Genomic DNA, 22,904 nt, shown 5'->3' with positions numbered 1-22,904 from the left:
AGGGGCAAACAAGACATATTAATTTGATAATAAAGTTATAGGTATACTAGAGCTTTTTTCGTTAATATTTGCATGATACAGCAGGACAGATTTTGATGTGTCAAATAATATATTTACACTATTATTTTGTTATATACTTTAATTAGTTGAACTTGTAGATAGTATGTGTTTATAATGAAGAAATTGAACCTTAGTATTGTACTTTTTTTATTTGGTTTGATGTATTCAAATGCTCAAAACCCAATAGTATCAAGCAAAGGTTTAAACGACCCGCATATACATATATTTAACGATACAGCCTATGTTTATGCCTCTCACGATAAATCCATAGATAATAAAAAATTTATCATGGAAGATTGGTGGGTGTGGTCGTCACCAGATTTAGTCAATTGGACAAAACGAAGTGTACTTAACCCAAAAGATACTTATATAGGAAAAGAGTACTCAAGATGTTGGGCAACAGATGCAGGCTATAAAAATGGTAAATACTATTGGTATTTTTCCGAAGGCAATCAACAAACAGGTGTTGTAGTTGGAAGTACTCCAGTTGGTCCATGGAAAGATGTTTTAGGTAAACCTCTATTAAATAGAAATTTAACACCAACACACGAATATGATATGGCTATTTTTGAAGAAAATGGAGCACATTATATCATTTTTGGCGTTTGGGATTATTACATAGCAAAGCTTAATGACGATATGCTAAGTTTAGCAGAAATACCAAAAAAAATAGAGATTTCAAATGTAAGAGGGCCTTATAACACAGATGGAGAGAACAAAAAAATGCCAACAGACGACAAACCGTTTCTTCATAAATACAATGGCAATTATTATTTATCTTGGGGTTGTTTTTATGCCATGTCAAATAACTTATATGGACCTTATGATTATAAAGATACTGTTATAAAAGAGGAAAGTTTTGCTAAAGGCTATGATGCTCCTACATGGCCAAATGGTTTTTTGCAAGGGCGTCATGGTAGTTTTTTCGAATGGCATAACCAATGGTATTATGTATATTGTGATATAAGCCAAACAGGAAACCGTTATTTTAGAGATAGTTTTATAAGCTATGTACATTATAAAAATAATGGCGAAATGGAAACTGTAAGAGTAGATGGTGTTGGCGTTGCAAATTATAACGCTAATAATAGTATTGAAGCCGAAGATTATTTTAAATCTGAAGGGACTATTAAAATAGAAAATACCATTGGAGGTTTTTCAATACAACCCCAAAAGGAGTTTAGCTATCTAATATACCCAAATATTAAAGGATTGAAGGATAAAAGTAACTTAGAATTAGAGGTTATGGCAACAGCAACCTTAGAAGTAGAAGTTAGGGACGATAACCCTCAAGGAAATTTGTTATTTACCTGCGAAATACCAAAAAATGAAATTTTTACATTTCAAAAAAGAACGTTTAAAACAAAAGACCTTAAAGACGAGCAATCACTTTGCTTTGTTTTTAAAGACTTGGATGAGACATCATTCAAATTAAATAGATTTCAATTTAAAAACTAAACACTTATTAATAAAGACTAATGAAGAAATTACTGTTTTTAGCATTATTCGCAATTTTGTCTTCCTGTAAAGGCGAGGATTCAAGTTCTAAAGATTACAAAAACACCTCTCTATCTATAGAGGAGCGTGTAGAAGCATTATTACCTAAACTTTCTATTGAAGAGAAGGTAGCACAAATGCGAATTTTTCATGCCAACATCGGTACAAAACCCGATGAAAACGGGAACTTAAAATTATCAGACAAAGTTATAAAAAAACTAAAGCTTGGTATAGCAGGAATTAAAAACCCAGGAGAACATATTGATGCCGTAGCCGCGGCTAAAATGAATAATGAACTTCAAAAGTATATTATTGAAAACAACCGTTGGGGTATTCCAGCATTGTTTGTAACAGAATCTTACAATGGTGTTGATGCAGAGGGCTGTACACGTTTCGGTCGCCCAATGACATCGGCAGCATCGTTTAACCCAGAATTAGTGCAACGCCAATGGGATGTTGTAGGTAGGGAAGCCCGTTTACGTGGGATGCACATGTGTCATTCACCAGAAGCAGATGTAGTTCGCGACCCGCGTTTTGGACGTATGAGTGAGGCTTTTGGAGAAGATACATATTTAACTACGCAGATGGTAACTAGCGCTGTAAAAGGGGTACAAGGTGATTATGAAGGTTTAGGAAATGGAACCCATATTGGCGCAGTTGCAAAACACTTTGCAGGTTACGGACAAGTATTAGGAGGTTCTAACTTCGCTGCCATAGAGATTTCTGAAAGAACATTAATAGACGAAATTTATCCACCGTTTGAAGCTGCTGTAAAAGAAGCTAAAACATTAGGTATTATGGCGTCTCATGGCGATTTAAACGGAGTAGCAAGTCATGGAAACCCAGAATTGTTAACAGGAGTACTTAGAGATCAATGGGGGTTTGAAGGTTATGTAGTTTCAGATTCTAATGATATTGCACGTTTATATTATTTTATGAATGTTGCAGAATCTCCAGAAGATGCAGCACAAATGGGCTTGGAAGCAGGAATAGATATCGATTTATATGCTGAAGATTCTTATGCTTACTTACCAGAAATGGTAAAGAAAAACCCAGAACTTGAAAAATTAATTGACAGATCGGTACGTCGTGTATTAAGAACAAAATTCATTTTAGGACTTTTTGATAATCCATACATCAACATTGAAGATGTAGAGAAAGGTAACAGAGCAGCATCGTCATTAGCATTAGCAAAAGAATCAGATTTAGAGTCTATCATTTTATTAAAAAATGAAGATAAGACGTTGCCGTTATCAAAAGATAAATCTTTAAAAGTAGCCTTGTTAGGGCCTTTATTAAAAGAAAACACAAAAGAAATGTTTGAATCTGTTGCGGGTTCAAATGTAAAATTCATTGCAGAAAAAGGGTTTCAACTAACAAACCAAAAAGGTGGTGCTCCAGAACTTTTAGATAGAGATCCAAAGGCTATAGCAAGTTTGGTAAATAAAGCGAGGTCTGCAGATGTTTCAATCTTATTTTTAGGAGGAGATCAGTATACTTCAAAAGAAGCTTACTTTAGTAACAGTACATTAGGAGATCGAGCTACCATTGATCCAGTAGGTCCTCAAGATGAATTAGTTGAAAAAATTAAGGCGTTAGGCAAACCAGTAATTGTAGTTTTAAAACACAGAAGAACCTTATCTATTAATGTCATAGCAGAACAAGCCGATGCTATTTTGGATACTTGGGATTTAAGTGAATTTGGTGATGAATCTACAGCAAGAATTGTGTTTGGAGAAGTGTCGCCATCAGGAAAGTCGCCCGTTACCATACCAAGATCAATTGGTCAAATACCATTTCATTACAGTATGAAAGAGATTAACTATAAGAAAGAATACTTATTCTTAGGTCAAGGCCCATTATTTCCATTCGGGCATGGTTTAAGTTATGGCGATTTTAAATATTCAGATATTTCAATTTCTAACGGAGAAATCACACCAGAAACAGAGTTAGAGGTTAGTGTTAAAGTGACTAACAACGGTAGCATGAAAGCTAAAGAAGTAGTACAACTCTATATTAAAGACGAAATTGGATCTGTAACGCGACCAGATAAAGAATTAAAAGGCTTTGAGAAAATTGAGTTAGATGCTGGTGAAAGCAAAATAGTGTCATTTAAAATAACACCTAAAATGTTAGAGTTTACAGGTGTTTCTATGAAAAAGGTTTTAGAATCAGGAGATTACACAGTTATGCTAGGCACATCATCAAAAGAGTATTTAGAAACTACATTCAAACTAAAAAAATAATGTATAATGAATAAAACGATTTTAACAATTATATCAGTTGTACTACTATTCAATTGTTCAACAGCTCAAAAAGTAACAGAGAATCAAACTATAGATAAAGCTCAGGTAAAAGCATCCATGATAAAAGCCTTAGAGTGGCAAGAAGCACATCCTATTTTTGCACTTGCACCAACCGATTGGACAGCAGGCGCCTATTACGTAGGGGTTGCGAGAGCCCACAAGACCACAAAAGATATGATGTATATGGCAGCCCTTAAAAATCAAGCCTATTGGAATAACTGGCAAACCTACAAACGCTTGCATCATGCCGATGATGTTGCTATCTCATATAGCTACATATATATCGATAGAAATGAGAACAGGAAAAATTTTGTAGACTTAGAGCCTACTAAAAAATTCTTAGATGCACATTTATATGATGATGATAATTGGAAAGCAGGAACAGATAAAACCAAGTATGGTAGAACCATTTTGTGGTGGTGGTGCGATGCATTATTTATGGCGCCTCCAGTATTAAATTTTTATGCGAAGCATACAAACCAGCCTAAATATTTAGATGATATGCATAAGTTTTACATGCAAACTTATAATCAACTGTATGATGAGGAAGAGCAGTTGTTTGCCAGAGATATGCGTTTTGTTTGGCAAGGGAACGATAAAGATACCAAAGAACCTAATGGTAAAAAAGTGTTTTGGTCTAGAGGAAACGGGTGGGTTATTGCAGGTTTAGCTTTGATTTTGGATGATATGCCAGCCGATTACAAACACCGTCCATTCTACGAGAAACTATACAAAGAAATGGCTGAAAAAATGCTAGCCATTCAACCAGAAGATGGTTTATGGCGTACAAGTTTATTATGTCCAGAATCTTATAACCACGGAGAGGTAAGCGGTAGTGGGTTCCATACCTTTGCCTTAGCATGGGGAATAAACAATGGATTAGTAGATAAAAAATATACACCAGCAGTTAAAAAAGCATGGAATGCTATTGCAAAATGCCAACATGCAGACGGTCGTGTAGGTTGGGTACAAAATATTGGAGCTTTCCCAGAGCCAGCATCGGCAGATTCTTGGCAAAATTTTGGAACTGGAGCCTTTTTAATGGCAGGTAGTGAGATTTTAAAATTAGATTAAAATATTTTGGGCGTTTCCCCGCTTTAGGGCGGGGGCGGGCTTTCACTACTCAATCCCTCCTACGTCGGGGATTTCAAACATGCCGTTCAATCCCTAACGCGGGTCAGTTTGCTAATTAACAGCCAATCTAAGTACTATTGTTTTTTTGTATGTTATTACCTCTACTTCGAAAGCTATAATTAAACTGTTTAAAATTTGTACAAATGAAATCAATACAACTAATTGCTACACTTTGTCTATGTTTACTAAGCTGTCAAGCTAAAAAAGAAAGACCAAGTGAAACCCCAGAGGAAATTGCAAAATTAAAATTACCAGAACGCCCAAACATCCTCTGGTTGGTAACCGAAGACATGGGAGCTTACATTCCACCATTTGGAGATAACACAGTAGCCACGCCAAATTTAAGTCGATTAGCTGCAGAAGGTGTAATTTACCCAAATTTATATTCAACTTCAGGAGTTTGTGCACCAAGTAGAGCCGCTATTACAACAGGAATGTACCCATCAAGTATTGGTGCAAACCACATGCGTGTTAACTCATATAGCGAGGTTACTGGCGTGCCCAAATACGAAGCAATACCACCACCCGATGTAAAAATGATTAGCGAATTGCTGCGAAAAAAAGGGTATTACTGTACAAATAACTATAAAACCGATTATCAATTTAAAGCACCAGTAACCGCATGGGACGAAAGTAGCCCCTATGCACATTGGAGAAATAGGGATAACAGTCAACCTTTTTTTGCTGTATTTAATTTTACAGAAACGCACGAATCTGGTTTATTTGAACCTTACGGGTTTAGAGAAATTGAAACCAGACATTACAAAGCAGGAGACAAAGATTATAGATGGAAAAATTTTGGAAGCTCTCATGCTAAAAATAGAATGACTGAGACAGAAACGGCTGTCCACCTTCCAAAAGATGCCAAATTCAATATTCCACCATATTTACCAGATACTGAAGCTACACGCCGAGATATGTGGAAGTTGTATAACAATATTGGTGAAATGGATAAGCAAGTTGGTGCTGTACTTAAACAACTAGAAGATGACGGATTATTAGACAACACCATTATCTTTTTCTATGGCGACCACGGAGGTCCGCTACCAAGGGAAAAACGCCTAATCTACGATTCTGGATTAAATACGCCAATGATTGTTAGGTTTCCCGATAAGTTGCTGGCAGGTACAAAAGATGAACAATTGATTAGCTTTATAGATTTTGCACCAACATTATTATCCATAACAGGAGAAGCACCAAAATCATATTTACAAGGGCAAGCGTTTTTAGGAGCGCACAAAACCGAAGAACGAAAATATATTCATGCAGCCGCCGATAGGTTTGACGGATTTACCGATGCTATTCGTGCTGTAAGAGATAGTCGCTTTAAATACATACGTAATTATAGACCAGAACAAGGCTACTATTTACCAGTAGCATACAGAGAGAGAATTCCAACGATGCAAGAATTGTTAAGACTTAAAGAAGCGGGAGAATTAAATGACTCCCAAATGCAATGGTTTAGAGAAAATAAGCCAAAAGAAGAATTATTTGATTGTAAAGTAGATCCGTTTGAGTTAAATAATTTAGCAGATAATCCTCAGTATAAGGAAAAGCTTGTTGAGTTAAGTGCAGAAATGGATAAGTGGTTAAACGAGATTGGAGATATTCCAAACCTTAACGAAAGAAAACTAGTAAACCGCTTATGGTCAGGAAAGGACAGCAAACCAAAAACCTCTAAGCCTATCATTAGTTCTGTAAATGGAAAAGTAAGTGTAAGTTGCGAGACTGAAGGCGCTTCAATAGGTTATAAAATTATTAAAAATGGTAAAACACCAATATCATGGATGGTTTATCAAAAACCAATAAAACTTTTAGATAGTGAAAAATTATTAGTTCAAGCCCATCGTATAGGCTTTGTGCCAAGTAAAACTATCGAATTTAATTAAGGAGTCATTTAATTTTGTAATAATTTTAGTCTTTCTATATACCACCTTATCATTATTATATAATATTTATAATGAGAAGTTATTATATTTCATGTTTATTTATGTTTTAACAAGATGTTATTTTTCTAACTATAAAATATAAATGTAATTACCAAAAGGCGCAGGTGTTAAAAAACCTAGAGATTCATTAATAGAAGAAAATTTTCATTCATAATTATATAAATAGTTTACCTATGCATAGCTATTAATAGGAAATTTTTAGTTTTTTTGAAAACAAGAAAACACTAAATATCCAAATATATAACGGTGTTAAATATTCAAACTTTAATTAAAATTTACCACCTGAGTATATTTATATTAGATTACTTAATTTTATGCAAAACAAAAAGACCAGAGAATTTAAATTCTCTGGTCTTTTTTTATGTAACACCTTATTTTGTTAAAAACACTATATATGTTCTGCTTAAAAATAAGTTGTTGTTGAGAGTTTATTTAGTTTTCAACTTTTTCGTATGTAGTATTTGCCCATCTTATTTGTGCTCTACCGCCTTTAACGCGATATACACCATACCTAATACCAGATTCTGTTCCTCTATCTGGATCTGGAATATTAAAGTTAAAGGCATCACCTCCAATTACGGCATTACAATAATGAATTTTTTTTGTAGCATCGCTCGGGTCTACTTTAAAACCTACCTCTAGTTCAAAATCAATTTCTTCATTTTTATTTACTCGTTTTAGTAGAACGACTTCTCTGCCACTACCTTCTCCACCACGTTCTAAAATACGTTCTGCATAGATATCGAAAGCCACTTGTTTGTCTGCATTGATACCTGTGCCATAAACAGGTTTAGCTAAATATAAGCAAATAGCTGGGTCAGAAGAGCCTCCTCCTCCGGTATGCTTGCCTTTTGCCTGAGCAATGTAAGTACCATTTTGATTAAATGAACCAGCATCTCCTACTTCAAGAATTCTAAAAATACCATTAAATTTCGCATAACTTCCTACTATTGTACTTGAAGACCTGCTTAATGAACGTTCAATTCTTGGTTGTAAAGTGTTTGGCGCATCTATATGATTAGAGCCATCTGTTATATTGTATATACCCCAAGTCTTACCATTAATGGAACTTTCTTTATAATTAGCATAACAACTTCTGTCATCAATCGTTCCTACATTAACAGGGTTTGGTAAATCATTAGACGTTCTAGTTTCATTTTCTCCATCTGGATTGCAAGTTTCGTAAGCACCTGTATCTTCATCAGAAGATATAACTACAGGGTCTGGTTCTGGTTCAGGGGTAGTATACGTTATTATATCTTCAGAGTACCCAAGACCATCTTTTGTACAAGAAAAGAAGCCTATAAATAAAGTTAATGCGGTAATTGATACGAGTTTGTAATTTAGTTTAGATTTTTTCATAACAAATATTAATATATACAAACAAATATATAATTTTAAGTAAGCATAATTATCCTGTACTATCCTGATAAAACTGGCTTAGATTATAAAGGAACATTTTTTATTTTCAGCTAATATTTTTGTTTAAATAGCTAGACCATAAAGTTAATATTAAAAATTTTATGCATGAAACAACAGACTGGACTTTATATTTTGAGGAAGGCTGGTGGGATACACCCAATTCTATTAAAGTTTTCAGAATTAAAGTCTCTAACTCAATTGGATAATGATGCAATAAAGCATTATTCTGGGACAACTACATATTTAAAAACGATTAATGTTAATAAAGTAAGTACACATACGTTTATAGATTTAGGGAAGGTATATACTATAGCTGAATTTTGGTGTAATGGGAAAAAGGTAGGTGTAAAATGGGCACCGCCTTTTAAATTTGATGTAAGTGAAATATTAAAAAAGGGAGAGAATCAACTTCAAATAAAAGTAACAAATACATGGCGTAATCAACTAATATTTGATAATTCCCGTTCTAAAAAAAATAAAAAAACTTGGACTACAAACCCACCTAAAAAAGACGAAACCCAATTGGAACTTTCGGGGTTAATTGGTCCTGTTATTTTAAAAACAGTCAATTAGTTTGCTTTTTTACTTAAAATAAACAGGACAAAACAGGATGGTTTTTTTATGCAGTAATATTAATTTTCAATTTCACTTCAGAAAATGTAAAAATGAAAAGACGCAACTTCCTTCAATTATCAACATTAGCAGGTGTTAGTTTGTCCTTGCCTATGGCAGGATTATTAAATGCATGCGAAAGTCATCAAGCACATTCATTAGAATACAAAGAGTTGGTTTCTAATATTTTAGAGAGTTGGTGTGAAGGCATGTTAAAACAGCAAATACATAATCCCAATAATTTAGAATTGCATGGTGCTTTAGATTGTCCATCATGTGAGCATATACATGGACGCTGTATGGATGCCGTATATCCGTTTTTGTATATGGCAGATAAAACCGGAGATAAAAAATATGTAGAAGGCGCAAAATTAGTGATGCTTTGGGCAGAAAACAATGTATCTCAAGAAAGTGGCGCATGGACAGTAATTAGAAATCCAAAGTCATGGAAAGGTATTACTGTTTTTGGAGCCATTGCATTAGCAGAAGCATTGCATTATCATGGTCATGTGTTAGATAAAGAAACGCATGATGCTTGGATGAAACGTTTAGAAAAAGCAGGTCAGTATATCTATGATTCATTTACCATCGATTTTACAAATATTAATTATCCAGGAACCGCTGTGTATGGTTTAGATTTAATTGGTGATGTTGTAAAAAGAGACGATTTTAAAGCAAAAAGTAAAATATTAGCAGAGCAAGTAAAAGTTTATTTTACGCCTAACGAAGGTTTGCTGTTTGGAGAGTGTAAAAAGAGCTCTAGTAAACTAAGTGAAAAAGGCTTACATGGTGTAGATTTAGGCTATAATGTTGAGGAAACTCTAAACAGTCTTGTTATGTATGCTTTAAAACATAAGGATGAAGAATTGCTTCAAATTTTAACAAAATCTTTAAATAGCCATTTAGAATTTATGATGCCAGATGGTGGTTGGGATAACAGCTGGGGTAACCGCATGTATAAATGGACGTATTGGGGTAGTAGAACTTGCGATGGAAGCCAATTGGCTTTTGGAATGATGGCACATATTAATCCTGCATTTGGTACAGCAGCAGTTAAGAATACAGAACTATTGCAACGTTGCACTTCAGATGGTTTAATTCATGGTGGACCTCATTATGTTTCAGCAGGAATATTACCTTGTATTCATCATACCTTTACACATGCAAAACCTTTAGCAGCCTTACTAGATCATTGGGATCATCTGCCAGAAATTAATAAGGAATCATCTTTACCAAGAGCAATGGCAGATGGTGTTAAGCATTTTAAAGATTTAGACGTGTACTTGTTTGCCAGAGGCGATTGGAGAGGAACGGTAAGTGCTTACGATGCTGAGTACCATTACAAAAACGATTATCGTCAAGCTTCAGGTGGTGCTTTAGGCGTTTTATATCATAATAAAGTCGGTTTACTCTGTGCAGCTAGTATGGCAAAATATGAAATGGTTGAAAAAAACAATCAACAAGTACAACCCAATAAAGATATCTGTCTAACACCTAGAGTTGAGGTGTTTAAAGATAATATTTGGTACACTAACTTATACGATTTACCAGCAACAGTTACTACTAAAGATGAGAATGGAACCATAGAACTACTCGCCGATGTAAAACTAAAAAACGAAGCTAGAAATGTAGTTGAAGAAACAGCCTCTGCATTCGGTATTAAATATAAATGCTCTGCAGATAAAACAGAAATAAGCGTAAGTACAAAACAAGACATTACAGAAAAAACGGCTTTTGTATTCCCAATTGTTTCTCCAAACAATGAGATTGTTACCAAAATTTCAGATACCGAAATTACCATTCAAAAGCCAGAAGGTTTAGTTATAATTAAAGCAAACGCACCAATTAAAATGAAAGCCATTGAAGGTAAAAGAACTTTTAATATGGTGCCAGGAGTTGAAGCTTTACCTTTAGAAGTGTTTCTTGAAAACAATAGTAAATCCTTGGAGCTATCTATAACGGTAAGTTAGTAAGACCATCAAAATTGAAGTTTATAGTTTTAAATATTAATAGTTTAAACAATCCACCAAAAAAATGAAACTATTAAAATTACTATGTGTTATCTTGGTTATAGGTGTATCGAGTTGTGTTTCACAATCTGAGGTTACACTTACAGACCTTAAATGCGAATACCGCACAAATCCGTTAGGAATTGATAACACTAGCCCAAGACTAAGCTGGAAGCTAGTTGACAAAAATAAAACAAAAGGGCAAAAACAAACCGCTTATCAAATTTTAGTGGCTAGTAATTTAGAAAACCTAGAAAATAATACTGGCGATGTTTGGAATTCTGGTAAAGAAACATCAAATCAATCTGTAAATAACACCTATCAAGGCAATCCACTAAAATCTACTAAGCAGTATTTTTGGAAAGTAAAAGTTTGGGATAAAGATGGTAAGGTTTCAAATTGGAGTAAACCTGCAAAATTTTCAATAGGTTTATTAAAACAATCGGATTGGAAAGGCGATTGGATATTAAAGCCAGACCAAAAAAAAACAGACCATAATTGGTATAGAAAGAACTTTCAATTAAAGGAAAAAGCAGAATCAGCATTCGTCTTTGTAGGCTCTTTTGGGTATCATGAATTGTATGTAAATGGTGAAAAAATCACAGAAAGCGTGATGAATCCTGTGTCTTCATACATGAAAAAAAGAATCCCGTATTTAACCTATGATGTATCCAATAAATTAAAAAAAGGCGATAACGTTATTGCCATATGGCATGCTGCAGGTTGGTCACGTTGGAAACGCATTAGAGAATACAGAAATGTACCTTTTGTATTTAAAGCACAAGCCGAAATTAAAACAGTTTCGCAACATATCACTTTAAAAACAGACACCACTTGGAAAACTAAAAAAAGCTATTCCGAATATTATGGCGATTGGGATATTTTGCGTTTTGGAGGTGAAACCATTGACGATAGAAAACGAGAAGACCGTTGGAATACCGCAGATTATGATGATAGCTCTTGGGCAAATGCAGTAGTCTATAATCACGAAGAATTAAACGCTAAAATTCCACAAGGCAACAACATTAGTTTTGCGTTGAATAGCAGAAAAAATAGAGAAGTACGTGCATTATACAGTCCTATAACAGCACAATTAAGTGCGCAAATAGTTGAGCCTCAAGTAAAGTTTAAAGAGTTAAAAGCAATTTCAGTTAAAAAAAATAAAGACCGAACATACCTGATAGATTTAGGTGAAAATTATACAGGGTTTTTCGAAATGGACTTATATAACGGAAAAAAAGGCGACTCAATTTTGTTTGAAATAAGCGACCAATTGGGGCAAACATCCAGTTGGAGCCAAAAAAGTAAGTATATTTTCGGAACATCAAGTAAAGGAAAATTCAAAAACCGCTTTAATGTAGCCGGCGGACGATGGATTACAGTATCCGGTTTAAATTACGAGCCTAAACTAGAAGATGCCAAAGGTTATGTGGTAACAAACAATCGTAAGCAAATTAGTAAGTTTAAGTCGTCTAGCGAGCAACTAAACAATATATATCAAGTAAATCTAAACACCTATTTGGCTAATACCATGGATGGTATTTTGGTAGATTGTCCGCACCGTGAACGTCGTGGTTGGGGCGAAGTAACCGTAGCTGCCATGTATGGCGATGCGCTACCAAATTTTGAAAGTGGTGCCTATATGGAGCAGTATCTTCAATATACAAGAGATGCACAATTTCACGACGGTAAAATTCGTGCGGTAATTAATGAAGAAGACCGCCCGTTTCTAATGTGGAAAGCCAACAACCCTTTAACCGTTTGGGAAACCTATAGAATGTTGGGCGATAAAAAAGTGCTTAAAGATAATTATGAATCCATGCAAAAATGGATGATGTGGCTTTACGAGAATTCAAATTACGAAACTGGAGGAGCACTAAAAATTGGAGAACAAGGGCAACGGCAATTTCCTGGTTTAGGAGATTGGTGTACACCACGAGGAAATTTCTGGACAAGCAGTAACTCGCCAGAAGCCATACACTTCAATAACTGTTTGTATGCGTTTATGTTAGATAATGCGATGCATATTGCAAAAACTTTGGGAAAAGAAGAGGATGTGAAAACGTATAAAAATAGACTTAAAATTCAGCAAGAAGCTACGCATAAATTATCATATAATCCAGAAACTGGTAAATACTTAAAAGGCTATCAAGTGGACCAAGCGTTTGCTTTATTATCAGGAGTTACGCCAGCATCAGAGCAAGAAAAAGTAGCAGCACAATTAGAGGATAATGTGTTGTATAAATTTCCGTATTACGATACGGGAAGTTCAGGGCAAGCCTTATATACACGTTATTTTACAGAATCTGGAGAGCGTATGGATTTAATTTATGAGCTTTTAAAAGACAAACACCACCCAAGTTACGGTTATTTTTTAGAGCAGGGTAAAACGGTATGGCCAGAACGTTGGTCTGCCATAGGGAACAGCCAAATCCATACTTGTTATACTGGAATTGGAGGTTATTTCATTAAAGGTTTTGGTGGTATTCGTCCTAACCCAGAACAATTGGGTATGCAAAATATGATGATTAAACCAGCACCTGTTGGCAATTTAACCTTTGCAAATACCGAATACGAATCTATGTACGGCAATGTGGTTGTCAACTGGAAAAAAGAAGGTGAAGGAGCTACCTTTTATATAGAAATACCTGTAAATACAACCGCTAAAGTATATCTACCAGCAACAAGTAAAGAGGATGTTCAAGAAAGTGGATTGTTAGCTAAAAACACAGATAACGTCACTTTTTTGGGAACAGAAAAGAATAAGGCTGTGGGTAATTACGTTATTTTTAATGTTGCTTCAGGGATTTATAATTTTAACGTAGATGAATTGCCTGTAAATCAGTTTCCAGATCCTTTGCAGAACATAGAAAATCTAGTAAAATTAGGAAGAATAAATGCATCATCTATGTTTATTCAAACTGAAAAATTACCTGTTTTTGAAGCCTTTAGAGTAAATGACGATGATAGAGAAACACGTTGGTTAGCTACCGAAACCAAAAATCAATATCTAGAAGTAGAATGGGTAAAGCCACAAACATTCAATCAAGTTATAATAGATGAATTCGAGAATAATATTATATCATACAAACTTCAATATTGGGAAAATGGTAAATGGAATAATATTGTTAAAGGAACGACTTGTGGAGCAAATAAAAGACATCAATTTGATGCCATTCAATCAACAAAATTTAGATTGTTTATCATAGATGCAAAACAAGCGCCATCAATTTCAGAACTGAAAATTTTTAAGAATAAAAATGATTAAAACGCATCTGTTTTTGAAACAAGGAATTTTAATAGCAATTTGTATTGCTATGTTTTCTTGTAAAACTGAACCTAAAAAAGAAATCACAGAAGCCAAACCTAATCTGTTGTTCATTTTTGCAGACCAATACCGTCAAGCTTCCTTAGGGTTTTTAAAAGAAGATCCTGTACACACACCCAATTTAGATAAATTGGCAAAAGAAGGTGTGTTTTTTAGCGAAGCTGTAGCTAACAATCCTTTGTGTAGTCCGTATCGCGCTATGTTAATGACAGGTCGTTATTCTCTATCAACAGGAGTTGTAGAAAATTGCAATTCTCAAAGAACAGCTTTAGGAAATTATTTAAAGAAAGATGAAATCTGTATTTCTGATGTTTTAGTTGAAAACGGTTATAGTGCAGGTTATGTTGGAAAATGGCATTTAGATGGTCCAGAACCTACACCACCTGAGGTGAAACGTGTTTGGGATACATGGTGTCCACCAGACCGTAGACATGGATTTTCATTTTGGTATGCATACGGAACTCACAATAGACATAACGCGCCTTATTATTGGACTACTAATGCCAAAGAGGATGAAAAGATGTATATCAAAAAATGGTCGGCAGAACACGAAGCTGATGTCATTATTGATTACTTAGATAATACTCAAAATCAAAGAAAATCCGAAAATCCTTTTGTATTATTCTGGTCTATAAATCCACCGCATACACCATTTAAACAAGTACCCGAACGTTACCGTAAACGTTATGAAATGATGAATTATAAGGACGTTTTAAACCGACCTAATGTTCAGTTTACTGACAATTTTGAATTGAAAAGAGGAGATCATGGTGTAGAAAAAAGATTAGATCAAGCGACTGATTATTTTGCGTCAGTTAATGGTGTGGATGATCAAATAGGTCGTGTTATTTCAAAGTTAAAAGAAGCTGGATTATATGAAAACACCATTATTGTATTTTCCGCAGACCATGGCGAAATGTTAGGAAGTCAAGGCTTAATGCATAAAAATGTATGGTTTAAAGAAGCCTTTAAAATTCCTCTTATTGTACACTACCCGAAAAAAATTAAGCCCAAAACAGAAGATATTTTAATAAGCGTACCAGATTATATGCCAACCCTGTTAGGATTAATGGGTATGGAAGATAAGGTACCAACCGCAGTAGAAGGCAAGGATTATACCAATTTATTTTTCGATAAACCTGTAAATCGTCCCGATAAGCAATTGTATTTTGGAGGAAAAAGTTTTGCTTCTAATGGTGATGCTCGCGGTTTTAGAACGAAAGACTATACCTACGCAGTCGTGAAGCATGAAAGTGGTGAAAAATTCTATTACCTCTACCACGATGTCAAAGACCCTTATCAAATGAAAAACATTTGGGGACAAGATTCAGATCTAGACGCTCAAATGGAAAAAGAATTAGCTGATTTACTAACCTCAATGAAAGACTCTTGGTAATATGGAAATAAAACGACGCAATTTTATTAAAAACATATCTGCTCTAGGTGTACTAGGTGCAACATACCCTTTGTTGTCCTCTTGTATCAATAAAAATGACACAGCGTATTTAAACGAAAAGATTACAAAAATTGAATTGTTTAGATATGATATCAATATACCTCGATATTTTTCATTCGGAACATGGCTTAATCGCCAGCACTTATTTATGAAAATTTCTTCTGGAGAGCATTATGGCTGGTCAGAAATTCCAGCCTCAAGAAATAATCCAAATTTAAAGCCTATAACATGGGTAAACTATGTAAAGCAATTTAAAGGGTTAACAGTAGGCGAAGCTCAAAATGTATTAGAATCTCAACAAGTTGCAGGCAGTAAAACGTCTTTAAAAGAGATGGAATTTATGGATGTTGGGCTTTTGGATCTTTCAGGTAGACTTCAAAATAAATCCGTTGTACAAATGTTGGGTTTGTCGGGTCGTCAACCAGTTCCTGGCCTTTATTGCATATTAGATAAAGACGAGAAAAAAGTAAGAGAAGAAGCAGAGAAGAGCATCGCACAAAATTTAGGACATCATCTAAAATTCAAAATGTATGGCGATGAAACTGTAGATGTAAAACTACTTAAAATCATTAGAGAAGTTTTAGGTGAAGACGCAGTAGTGATTTCTGATGTAAACGGAGGTTACAAGAATTGGAATTCATTAGAGGAATTAGCAGGCATCTTAAATGTTTTCAAATCGAATGGACTAAACGCTATTGAGGACCCTGCAAATATGACCAATCAGCAATGGATAGAACTTCAAGACATGGTCGGAGAATTATCGTTAATACCCGATAAACCAATGCGACCTGCATGGAAAGGACTAAAAACTATTGAGGCAGGAATGGGACGCATATTTAATTTGCATCCATCTACCATGGGCAGTTTTAAGAAAACTGTGGTATTGGCAGATAAAATTAAAACATTACATGCAAAGATAATGATAGGTGATGATAGCTTAGTAGGTCCAGCATGTTCTGCATGGCAACAAATTGCTATTGGTGTTGGTGCTTCGTGGGTAGAGGCTATCGAGAAAAAAGAAGATTCTAAGGGGTATTTAGGTTGTATCATAAATTCGCCAACAAAAAAAGAATCAAACGGTTATTACTCTTTGAATCCAGCACCTGGTTTTGGTTTAGAATTGGATGAAAAACGCTTGAAATCTATTTGCGAATTGTATATAGATGTGTAGATAATATTAATATTGAAGAATTTTTTAAAATGATAAAACAAACAATTTACATCCTAATATTGCTTATTACCACTTTTTCATGTGATAATAAACCTCAAGAACGTAACTCGCTAATATTTAAAAAACTATTAGTAAACTCAAAAGAAAGTCCAACAGCTATTGAAAGTAAACAGCCAACCTTTTCTTGGGTTGTTAATGCCAAAGGCTACAATAAATCGCAATCGGCATATCATATTTTGGTAGCATCTTCAGAAGATAAACTAAATGAAAGTGATGCCGATATATGGAATTCGGGTGAAGTAAAAAGCCACCAATCAACTCACGTTAAATATCAAGGTAATACATTGAAAGCTTTAAAAAGCTATTATTGGAAAGTGAAAATTTGGGATGAAAATCAAGAATCTTCAAAATGGTCTGAATCTCAAAACTTCAAAATGGGATTAATAACCAATAAAAATTGGGGTAATTCAAAATGGATAACTTTAAACAACGATACCAGAGCATCACCACACCAGTATAGAGATTACAAAACAGGTAGAATGAAAATGCCATTAAAGGTAAATGGCTTTGCAGCTAGTTATTTTAGAAAAGAAGTAAATATAGTTAAAGGTATAAAAAAAGCTGAAGCTTACATTTGTGGTTTAGGGTATTACGAGTTGTATTTAAATGGCGAAAAAGTAGGCGACCATGTATTAGATCCAGCACCATCAAATTACGATAAGCAAGCCTATTATGTTAATTATGATATTACTAAGGCACTTAAATCTGGTAAGAATGCATTCGGAATTATATTAGGTAACGGTTTTTACGGACAGAATATCTCTTGGAAACGCGACCCAGAATCAGATAAAGATTTAGCCTATGGATCACCAACCGTAAAGCTAATGGTTAAGTTAAAATACGATGATGATACCGAAGCAGATTTCTATACGGATCAGACGTGGAAAGAAGCCACAGGACCAATAGTCTTCAACAATATTTATGGAGGCGACACCTACGATGCTAATTTTGAATTAGGTAATTGGACAGAGGTTGGGTATAATGATACCACTTGGGGAAATACCAAAATAGCAACACCAAAACTCAAAAAAATAAGTACGCAACAAATCCCTCCAATTAAAAAGCTTAAAGAGTTTGAACCTCAAAATATTTTTAAAGCACCAGATGGTAATTGGATTATAGATTTTGGCCAGAATATAGCTGGTTGGGTAAAAATAAATGTAAAAGAGAAAAAAGGTCAACTCATAGAAATTATTACAACAGAGGCTTTACTAACCAATGGCAAAGATATTTACCCAGGTTCTACAGGTGGCGGAGCCAACGGTATGCCACAGATTTTTAAATATATCTGTAAAGGAGAAAATGTAGAATCTTGGGAGCCTAAATTTAGCTATCATGGTTTTAGGTTTGCAAAAATAAAAGGCGTGTCTACAAAACCAGATGCCGATATGATAAAAGCAGTTTTAGTGGCAACAGATATACAAGAAACAGGAAGTTTTTCATCATCAGATGCATTGCTTAATAAAATGCACAATATTAGTAAGTGGACTATTGTAGATAATATTCATGGCATTCCAGAAGATTGCCCACACCGTGAAAAATGTGGTTGGTTAGGCGATTCACACGCCTTTTGTGAATACGCCTTGTATAATTACAATATGTACGATTTTTATAAAAAATACATGGAAGACATCCGCACCCAAATGCGACCAACAAAGGGGCATAATAATCCCGAAATTAAATTTCAAGTCCCGACTATGATAGCGCCAGGAAAGCGTACTTCTACTTATGCAAAGATAGATTGGGGTGTAGCCACGATGTATTTGCCATGGTATAATTATAAGTTTTACGGCGATGATGCCATAGTAAAAGAATACTATAAAGACATGAAAAACTTGACTAATTTCTACTTAAATTTTAAAGACGAAAGCGGTATTATGCAAGACGGAATGGGCGATTGGTGCCCACCGCGTTGGGATAGACGAAAGAATCCAAGTGCCATGGAGTGCAACCCTATAATTTCTGCCAATGCCTATTTTTATGACGTACTAGGTATTATGGAAGCATGCGCTAAAATGAACAACGATGCCGGATATGTAACAAAAATGAATGCTGAAAAGGAAGCCTTAAAAAAAGCCTTTAATAAAGAGTTTTTAATTCAAATTCCAGAAACTAATTACAAATGGTATGGTAGCCAAACCGCAACGGTACAAGCCTTACAATTTGGTTTGGTGCCCGAAAACGACATTAAAAATGTAGTAAACGGTTTAACACACGACATTGTTGCTGTAAAAAGCGGCCACCATTCTACCGGAATCCACGGAAATCGATATATTTATACGGTTTTATCCAAATACGGAAAAGCAGATTTAGCATATCAAATACTAACCACACCAGAGTTTCCAAGTCAAACCTATGTCATGAATTCAGGATTCACCACCTGGCCAGAACGCCAGTTCGAATGGGAAAAACTGGAAGGACCATCCAATTCATTAAATCATCCAATGCATAGTGGTTTTGCAGCATATTTTTACGAGTCTTTAGGAGGTATTAAGTCTTCAGAATCAAATCCTGGATATAAGCTGTTTGTTGTTAATCCAGAATTTCCGAGTGCCATAACAACTACAGAAGTATCTGTCCCGACACCATATGGTAATATTAATAACAAATGGAATGTTAATGATAACGTGTTAAACATGAATTTGGAAGTACCATTTAATACAAAAGCAAAGCTTATTTTAACACCAAACGAGCTAGAGTCTTTAAAAATAAATAAACAAGCATTAAAAGAATTTCAAATAAATCAAGACGTAATACAGGAGAAAAATAATGTTATTTTAGGATCAGGAGAATATCTTATTCAGTACTCTAAAGCAATCAAGTAACCGTAGTATAAAAAAGAGCAGTAATTTTTATTTATGGGCGTTACCCAAAAAAGGGTCGGGCTTTCACTAGTCGCTCTTCCTAAGGTCAGGAGCTCCAACAAGCCGTTCAATCCCTAACGCGGCTAGACATCAAAAGGCAGTTTTTAACTTAAAAACACAGCAGTAATTTACCATATACTACAGGATACTTTTTAGTAACCATTCAAGTATTATTGTTAAATTAAAAACCACTCATGAAAAACAAAATAGCATTTATAGTAGTTTTATTAAGCATTTCAGGTTTGTTTGCTCAAACAGCAACATGTGATGGAACACTACCTTTTGAAGAACAAAATGGGCTATTAACCATCGAAATGGAATCTGGAATTATAAACGATAATCGTTGGCAAATAGATACAGAAACAGTTGATGGCGAAGATATCACATATTTATATTGGACCGGAGAGCAGTCTTTTAATGCACTATCTAACGCACCAATTGTATATAATATTAAAATTAATAATCCAGGTACATACCGTTTTGCATGGCGTATGCGAGTAGGTTTGGGAACTAGCCCAGGTGAGCATAATGACGCATGGTTAAAAATTAATGGCGAAGATTTTTATGGTATTAAAAGCGGTGCCAAAGTATATCCAAAACCAATGTGCGAGAATGATGCAAATTTAACCTGTGCAGAAGGAAGTTCAACACAAAACTTTATTAAAGCCTTTGGAAACAGGTTAGACTGGTGGTTTGTAACCAACACAAACGATGGCGATTCCCACAGAGTATGGGTTACATTTAATGAAGCTAAAGAATATAAAATAACTGTAGACGCGAGATCATCATACTTATTTATAGATAAAATGGTATTACATCGTAATTCTGTTTCAAGTACTACAGCATTCAATTTATCTAACCCAGAATCGTCTTGTTATAATGCATTATCTACTACAAAAAATAAGTTGGTTAATATAAAAATATATCCAAACCCAACAAAACATCTTGTACATTTTGATAACTTACCAGAAAATATAACCTTAACCTTAACAAACATACTAGGAGCAACAGTAAAAAAGGTATATACAACATCAAAAAAAGAAACCATAAATATTAGCAATTTAAAAAAGGGCGTTTATTTTATAACAAGCAATGCCTCTAATTCTAATTTTGTAAAAAAAATTATAAAATTATAACATAAAACTAAAATGAAAATACTACGTATTATAGGTATTAATGTGTTTTTTCTAGGAACTCTTTTAACAGGTTTAAGTTGTAAATCAAACTCAGAAAACCAAGAAAACAAAGTTTTAGAATACACAAAACTAGTACAAGCCCAAACAGGACATTTTGGAGATCAAGGTAATGGTACCTATATTAACCCCGTGCTAAATGCCGATTATCCAGATTCTGATATCGAGCAAGTAGGCGATACCTATTACATGATTACCTCCAAACAACACATGTCTCCAGGAATGCCAATTTTAGAATCTAAAGATATGGTAAACTGGACCCATATAGGACATGTTTTTGATAGTTTATCCTGGGCGCCAGAGTACAATTGGGACAGAATGAATGGTTACTCTTTTGGCACTTGGGCAGGCGATTTGGCATATCACGAAGGTACTTGGTACTGTTACCAAATAGATTATCAACATGGTTTAATGGTAGCAACGGCTAAAAATATAAAAGGGCCTTGGAGCAAACCAATATTTATGTTGCCAAAAGCAAAAGTATTAGACGATCCAGCAGTATATTGGGATAAAGACACGCATAAGGCATACATAATAGTAAATACTGCAGGAAAACAAAAAAGTTCTAGTAATACCATAGAAGGCAACGAAAACAGAATTTATGAAATGAGTTGGGACGGAACTAAAATCCTAGACGAAGGTAAATTAGTTTACACAGGCATGGGAGCCGAAGCAGCCAAAATTTATAAAATAAACGGCACTTGGTATATCTTTTTAGCACAATGGACTATGGGCGATAAATCCACCAAACCAGGCGTAAAAAACCCAAAAAACGACAGAAAGCAAATTGTATTACGTTCACAAAAAAGTATTTACGGTCCTTACCAAGTTAAAACCGTTTTAGAAAAAGGAACAGCCTTTAATAATCGTAGCGCAAGTCAAGGAGCGTTAATGCAAGCACCCGATAAATCATGGTGGTATATGCATCAACTCATTCAAAACGATACCATTCCATTTCAAGGACGTCCGCAATGTTTAGAACCTGTAAATTGGGTAGACGGATGGCCAATTATTGGCGTAGACGAAGATAATGATGGCATTGGCGAACCCGTAAAACAGTACAAGAAACCAATAGATGGTTACCTAATTTCAGCACCAAGTTCAGACGACGATTTTTCATCAACCAAACTAGGTTTTCAATGGGAATGGAACCACAACCCAAGGAACACACATTGGTCACTTACAGAACGTCAAGGCTGGTTACGCTTAAAAGCAAGTAAGGTACTGCCAAACAAAAAAGGCTACGGACCAAACATTAATGAATGGACTAACAACGACGGCTCAGACGCCAATTTCTGGAGAGCGTGCAATACCTTAAGCCAGCGTATTATGGGTATTACAACAGGAACGGCAGTAGCTAAATTCGATATTTCAGGAATGCAACCACACCAATTAGCAGGTTTTGTACGCTACGGAGGCGTTTTTAACTTACTAGGAGTAGAAGTAACCGAAAACGGAAAAAAGCACCTATTTTACATGGATAGCATGTCGCAAAAAACAAAAGGCCCAGAAATAAAAGGAAGCACGCTGTACATTAAAACAGTAAACAATGTAAACCAAGCCACTTACGCCTACAGTTTAGATGGCGTTAATTTTAAAGCATTTGGACCTAAATTTATTATAGCCTTTGGGAAATGGACAGGCGATCGCCTAGGATTCTTTTCATGGAATGAAAAACAAGATGCAGGATACATCGATGTCGATTGGTTTACCTATAATTACGATGGCCCTAAAGCAGCAAAAAAATAAAAAGAAAAACAACTGTATAATTGGGGCGTTACCCACAAGGGGTCGGGCTTTCACTAGTCGCTCCTCCTATGGTCGGGAGCTCCAACAAACCGTT

General features: G+C 34.9%; 13 protein-coding genes. 12 read left to right on the top strand and 1 reads right to left on the bottom strand.

The genetic code is table 11. From position 1 onward, the window contains the following. The first annotated feature begins 174 nt into the window (after window positions 1-174). From ACNG5D_RS09780 to ACNG5D_RS09765, 4 genes are all read left to right on the top strand, one after another. Window positions 175-1,518, top strand: coding sequence for a family 43 glycosylhydrolase (locus tag ACNG5D_RS09780; protein WP_418183333.1), 1,344 nt, complete (start codon window positions 175-177; stop codon window positions 1,516-1,518). Between the two features lie 20 nt (window positions 1,519-1,538). Beyond that, window positions 1,539-3,803: a glycoside hydrolase family 3 N-terminal domain-containing protein gene (locus ACNG5D_RS09775; protein WP_418183332.1), complete on the top strand. Its 2,265-nt coding sequence runs from the start codon at window positions 1,539-1,541 to the stop codon at window positions 3,801-3,803. A gap of 6 nt (window positions 3,804-3,809) precedes the next feature. Next, the gene (locus tag ACNG5D_RS09770; protein ID WP_418183331.1) at window positions 3,810-4,937 is read left to right on the top strand and encodes a glycoside hydrolase family 88/105 protein; all 1,128 of its coding nucleotides are present in this window, start codon (window positions 3,810-3,812) and stop codon (window positions 4,935-4,937) included. Window positions 4,938-5,140: 203 nt separating this feature from the next. After that, window positions 5,141-6,886 (top strand): sulfatase family protein, encoded by a 1,746-nt coding sequence (locus ACNG5D_RS09765; RefSeq protein ID WP_418183330.1) that lies wholly within the window; start codon window positions 5,141-5,143, stop codon window positions 6,884-6,886. Window positions 6,887-7,378: 492 nt separating this feature from the next. Here ACNG5D_RS09765 and ACNG5D_RS09760 read toward each other — a convergent pair whose 3' ends face one another. After that, complete coding sequence (locus ACNG5D_RS09760) at window positions 7,379-8,308, bottom strand: hypothetical protein (protein WP_418183329.1); 930 nt, start codon at window positions 8,306-8,308, stop codon at window positions 7,379-7,381. 165 nt (window positions 8,309-8,473) lie between these two features. Between ACNG5D_RS09760 and ACNG5D_RS09755 the strand changes: the two genes are divergently transcribed. The 8 genes from ACNG5D_RS09755 (at window position 8,474) to ACNG5D_RS09720 (ending at window position 22,810) form a co-directional block, all read left to right on the top strand. Next, window positions 8,474-8,941 (top strand): glycosylhydrolase-like jelly roll fold domain-containing protein, encoded by a 468-nt coding sequence (locus ACNG5D_RS09755; RefSeq protein WP_418183328.1) that lies wholly within the window; start codon window positions 8,474-8,476, stop codon window positions 8,939-8,941. A 92-nt stretch (window positions 8,942-9,033) separates the two neighbouring features. Further along, a complete protein-coding gene (locus ACNG5D_RS09750; RefSeq protein ID WP_418183327.1) occupies window positions 9,034-10,950 on the top strand; it encodes an ulvan lysase-like protein in 1,917 nt (638 codons plus the stop codon). A 64-nt stretch (window positions 10,951-11,014) separates the two neighbouring features. Further along, window positions 11,015-14,257, top strand: a complete 3,243-nt coding sequence (locus ACNG5D_RS09745) for a family 78 glycoside hydrolase catalytic domain (RefSeq protein WP_418183326.1) — start codon at window positions 11,015-11,017, stop codon at window positions 14,255-14,257. 106 nt (window positions 14,258-14,363) lie between these two features. After that, window positions 14,364-15,713 (top strand): sulfatase family protein, encoded by a 1,350-nt coding sequence (locus ACNG5D_RS09740; protein ID WP_418183325.1) that lies wholly within the window; start codon window positions 14,364-14,366, stop codon window positions 15,711-15,713. A gap of 1 nt (window position 15,714) precedes the next feature. Further along, complete coding sequence (locus tag ACNG5D_RS09735; RefSeq protein WP_418183324.1) at window positions 15,715-16,944, top strand: enolase C-terminal domain-like protein; 1,230 nt, start codon at window positions 15,715-15,717, stop codon at window positions 16,942-16,944. Window positions 16,945-16,973: 29 nt separating this feature from the next. After that, window positions 16,974-19,829 (top strand): alpha-L-rhamnosidase, encoded by a 2,856-nt coding sequence (locus tag ACNG5D_RS09730; protein ID WP_418183323.1) that lies wholly within the window; start codon window positions 16,974-16,976, stop codon window positions 19,827-19,829. A gap of 233 nt (window positions 19,830-20,062) precedes the next feature. After that, window positions 20,063-21,004 (top strand): T9SS type A sorting domain-containing protein, encoded by a 942-nt coding sequence (locus ACNG5D_RS09725; protein WP_418183322.1) that lies wholly within the window; start codon window positions 20,063-20,065, stop codon window positions 21,002-21,004. 12 nt (window positions 21,005-21,016) lie between these two features. Next, window positions 21,017-22,810 (top strand): glycoside hydrolase family 43 protein, encoded by a 1,794-nt coding sequence (locus ACNG5D_RS09720; RefSeq protein ID WP_418183321.1) that lies wholly within the window; start codon window positions 21,017-21,019, stop codon window positions 22,808-22,810. Window positions 22,811-22,904 lie beyond the last annotated feature (94 nt).

Origin of the sequence: Algibacter ulvanivorans, assembly GCF_048381495.1 — a bacterium.
GTDB lineage: Bacteria > Bacteroidota > Bacteroidia > Flavobacteriales > Flavobacteriaceae > Algibacter_B > Algibacter_B ulvanivorans.
This window is presented reverse-complemented; position numbering and strand designations above follow the sequence as displayed.

Bases quoted from the DNA above. Each gene is read 5' to 3' on its own strand.
- ACNG5D_RS09780 (WP_418183333.1), top strand. From the start codon at position 175: ATGAAGAAATTGAACCTTAGTATTGTACTTTTTTTATTTGGTTTGATG.
- ACNG5D_RS09775 (WP_418183332.1), top strand. From the start codon at position 1,539: ATGAAGAAATTACTGTTTTTAGCATTATTCGCAATTTTGTCTTCCTGT.
- ACNG5D_RS09770 (WP_418183331.1), top strand. From the start codon at position 3,810: ATGAATAAAACGATTTTAACAATTATATCAGTTGTACTACTATTCAAT.
- ACNG5D_RS09765 (WP_418183330.1), top strand. From the start codon at position 5,141: ATGAAATCAATACAACTAATTGCTACACTTTGTCTATGTTTACTAAGC.
- ACNG5D_RS09760 (WP_418183329.1), bottom strand. From the start codon at position 8,308: ATGAAAAAATCTAAACTAAATTACAAACTCGTATCAATTACCGCATTA.
- ACNG5D_RS09755 (WP_418183328.1), top strand. From the start codon at position 8,474: ATGAAACAACAGACTGGACTTTATATTTTGAGGAAGGCTGGTGGGATA.
- ACNG5D_RS09750 (WP_418183327.1), top strand. From the start codon at position 9,034: ATGAAAAGACGCAACTTCCTTCAATTATCAACATTAGCAGGTGTTAGT.
- ACNG5D_RS09745 (WP_418183326.1), top strand. From the start codon at position 11,015: ATGAAACTATTAAAATTACTATGTGTTATCTTGGTTATAGGTGTATCG.
- ACNG5D_RS09735 (WP_418183324.1), top strand. From the start codon at position 15,715: ATGGAAATAAAACGACGCAATTTTATTAAAAACATATCTGCTCTAGGT.
- ACNG5D_RS09730 (WP_418183323.1), top strand. From the start codon at position 16,974: ATGATAAAACAAACAATTTACATCCTAATATTGCTTATTACCACTTTT.
- ACNG5D_RS09725 (WP_418183322.1), top strand. From the start codon at position 20,063: ATGAAAAACAAAATAGCATTTATAGTAGTTTTATTAAGCATTTCAGGT.
- ACNG5D_RS09720 (WP_418183321.1), top strand. From the start codon at position 21,017: ATGAAAATACTACGTATTATAGGTATTAATGTGTTTTTTCTAGGAACT.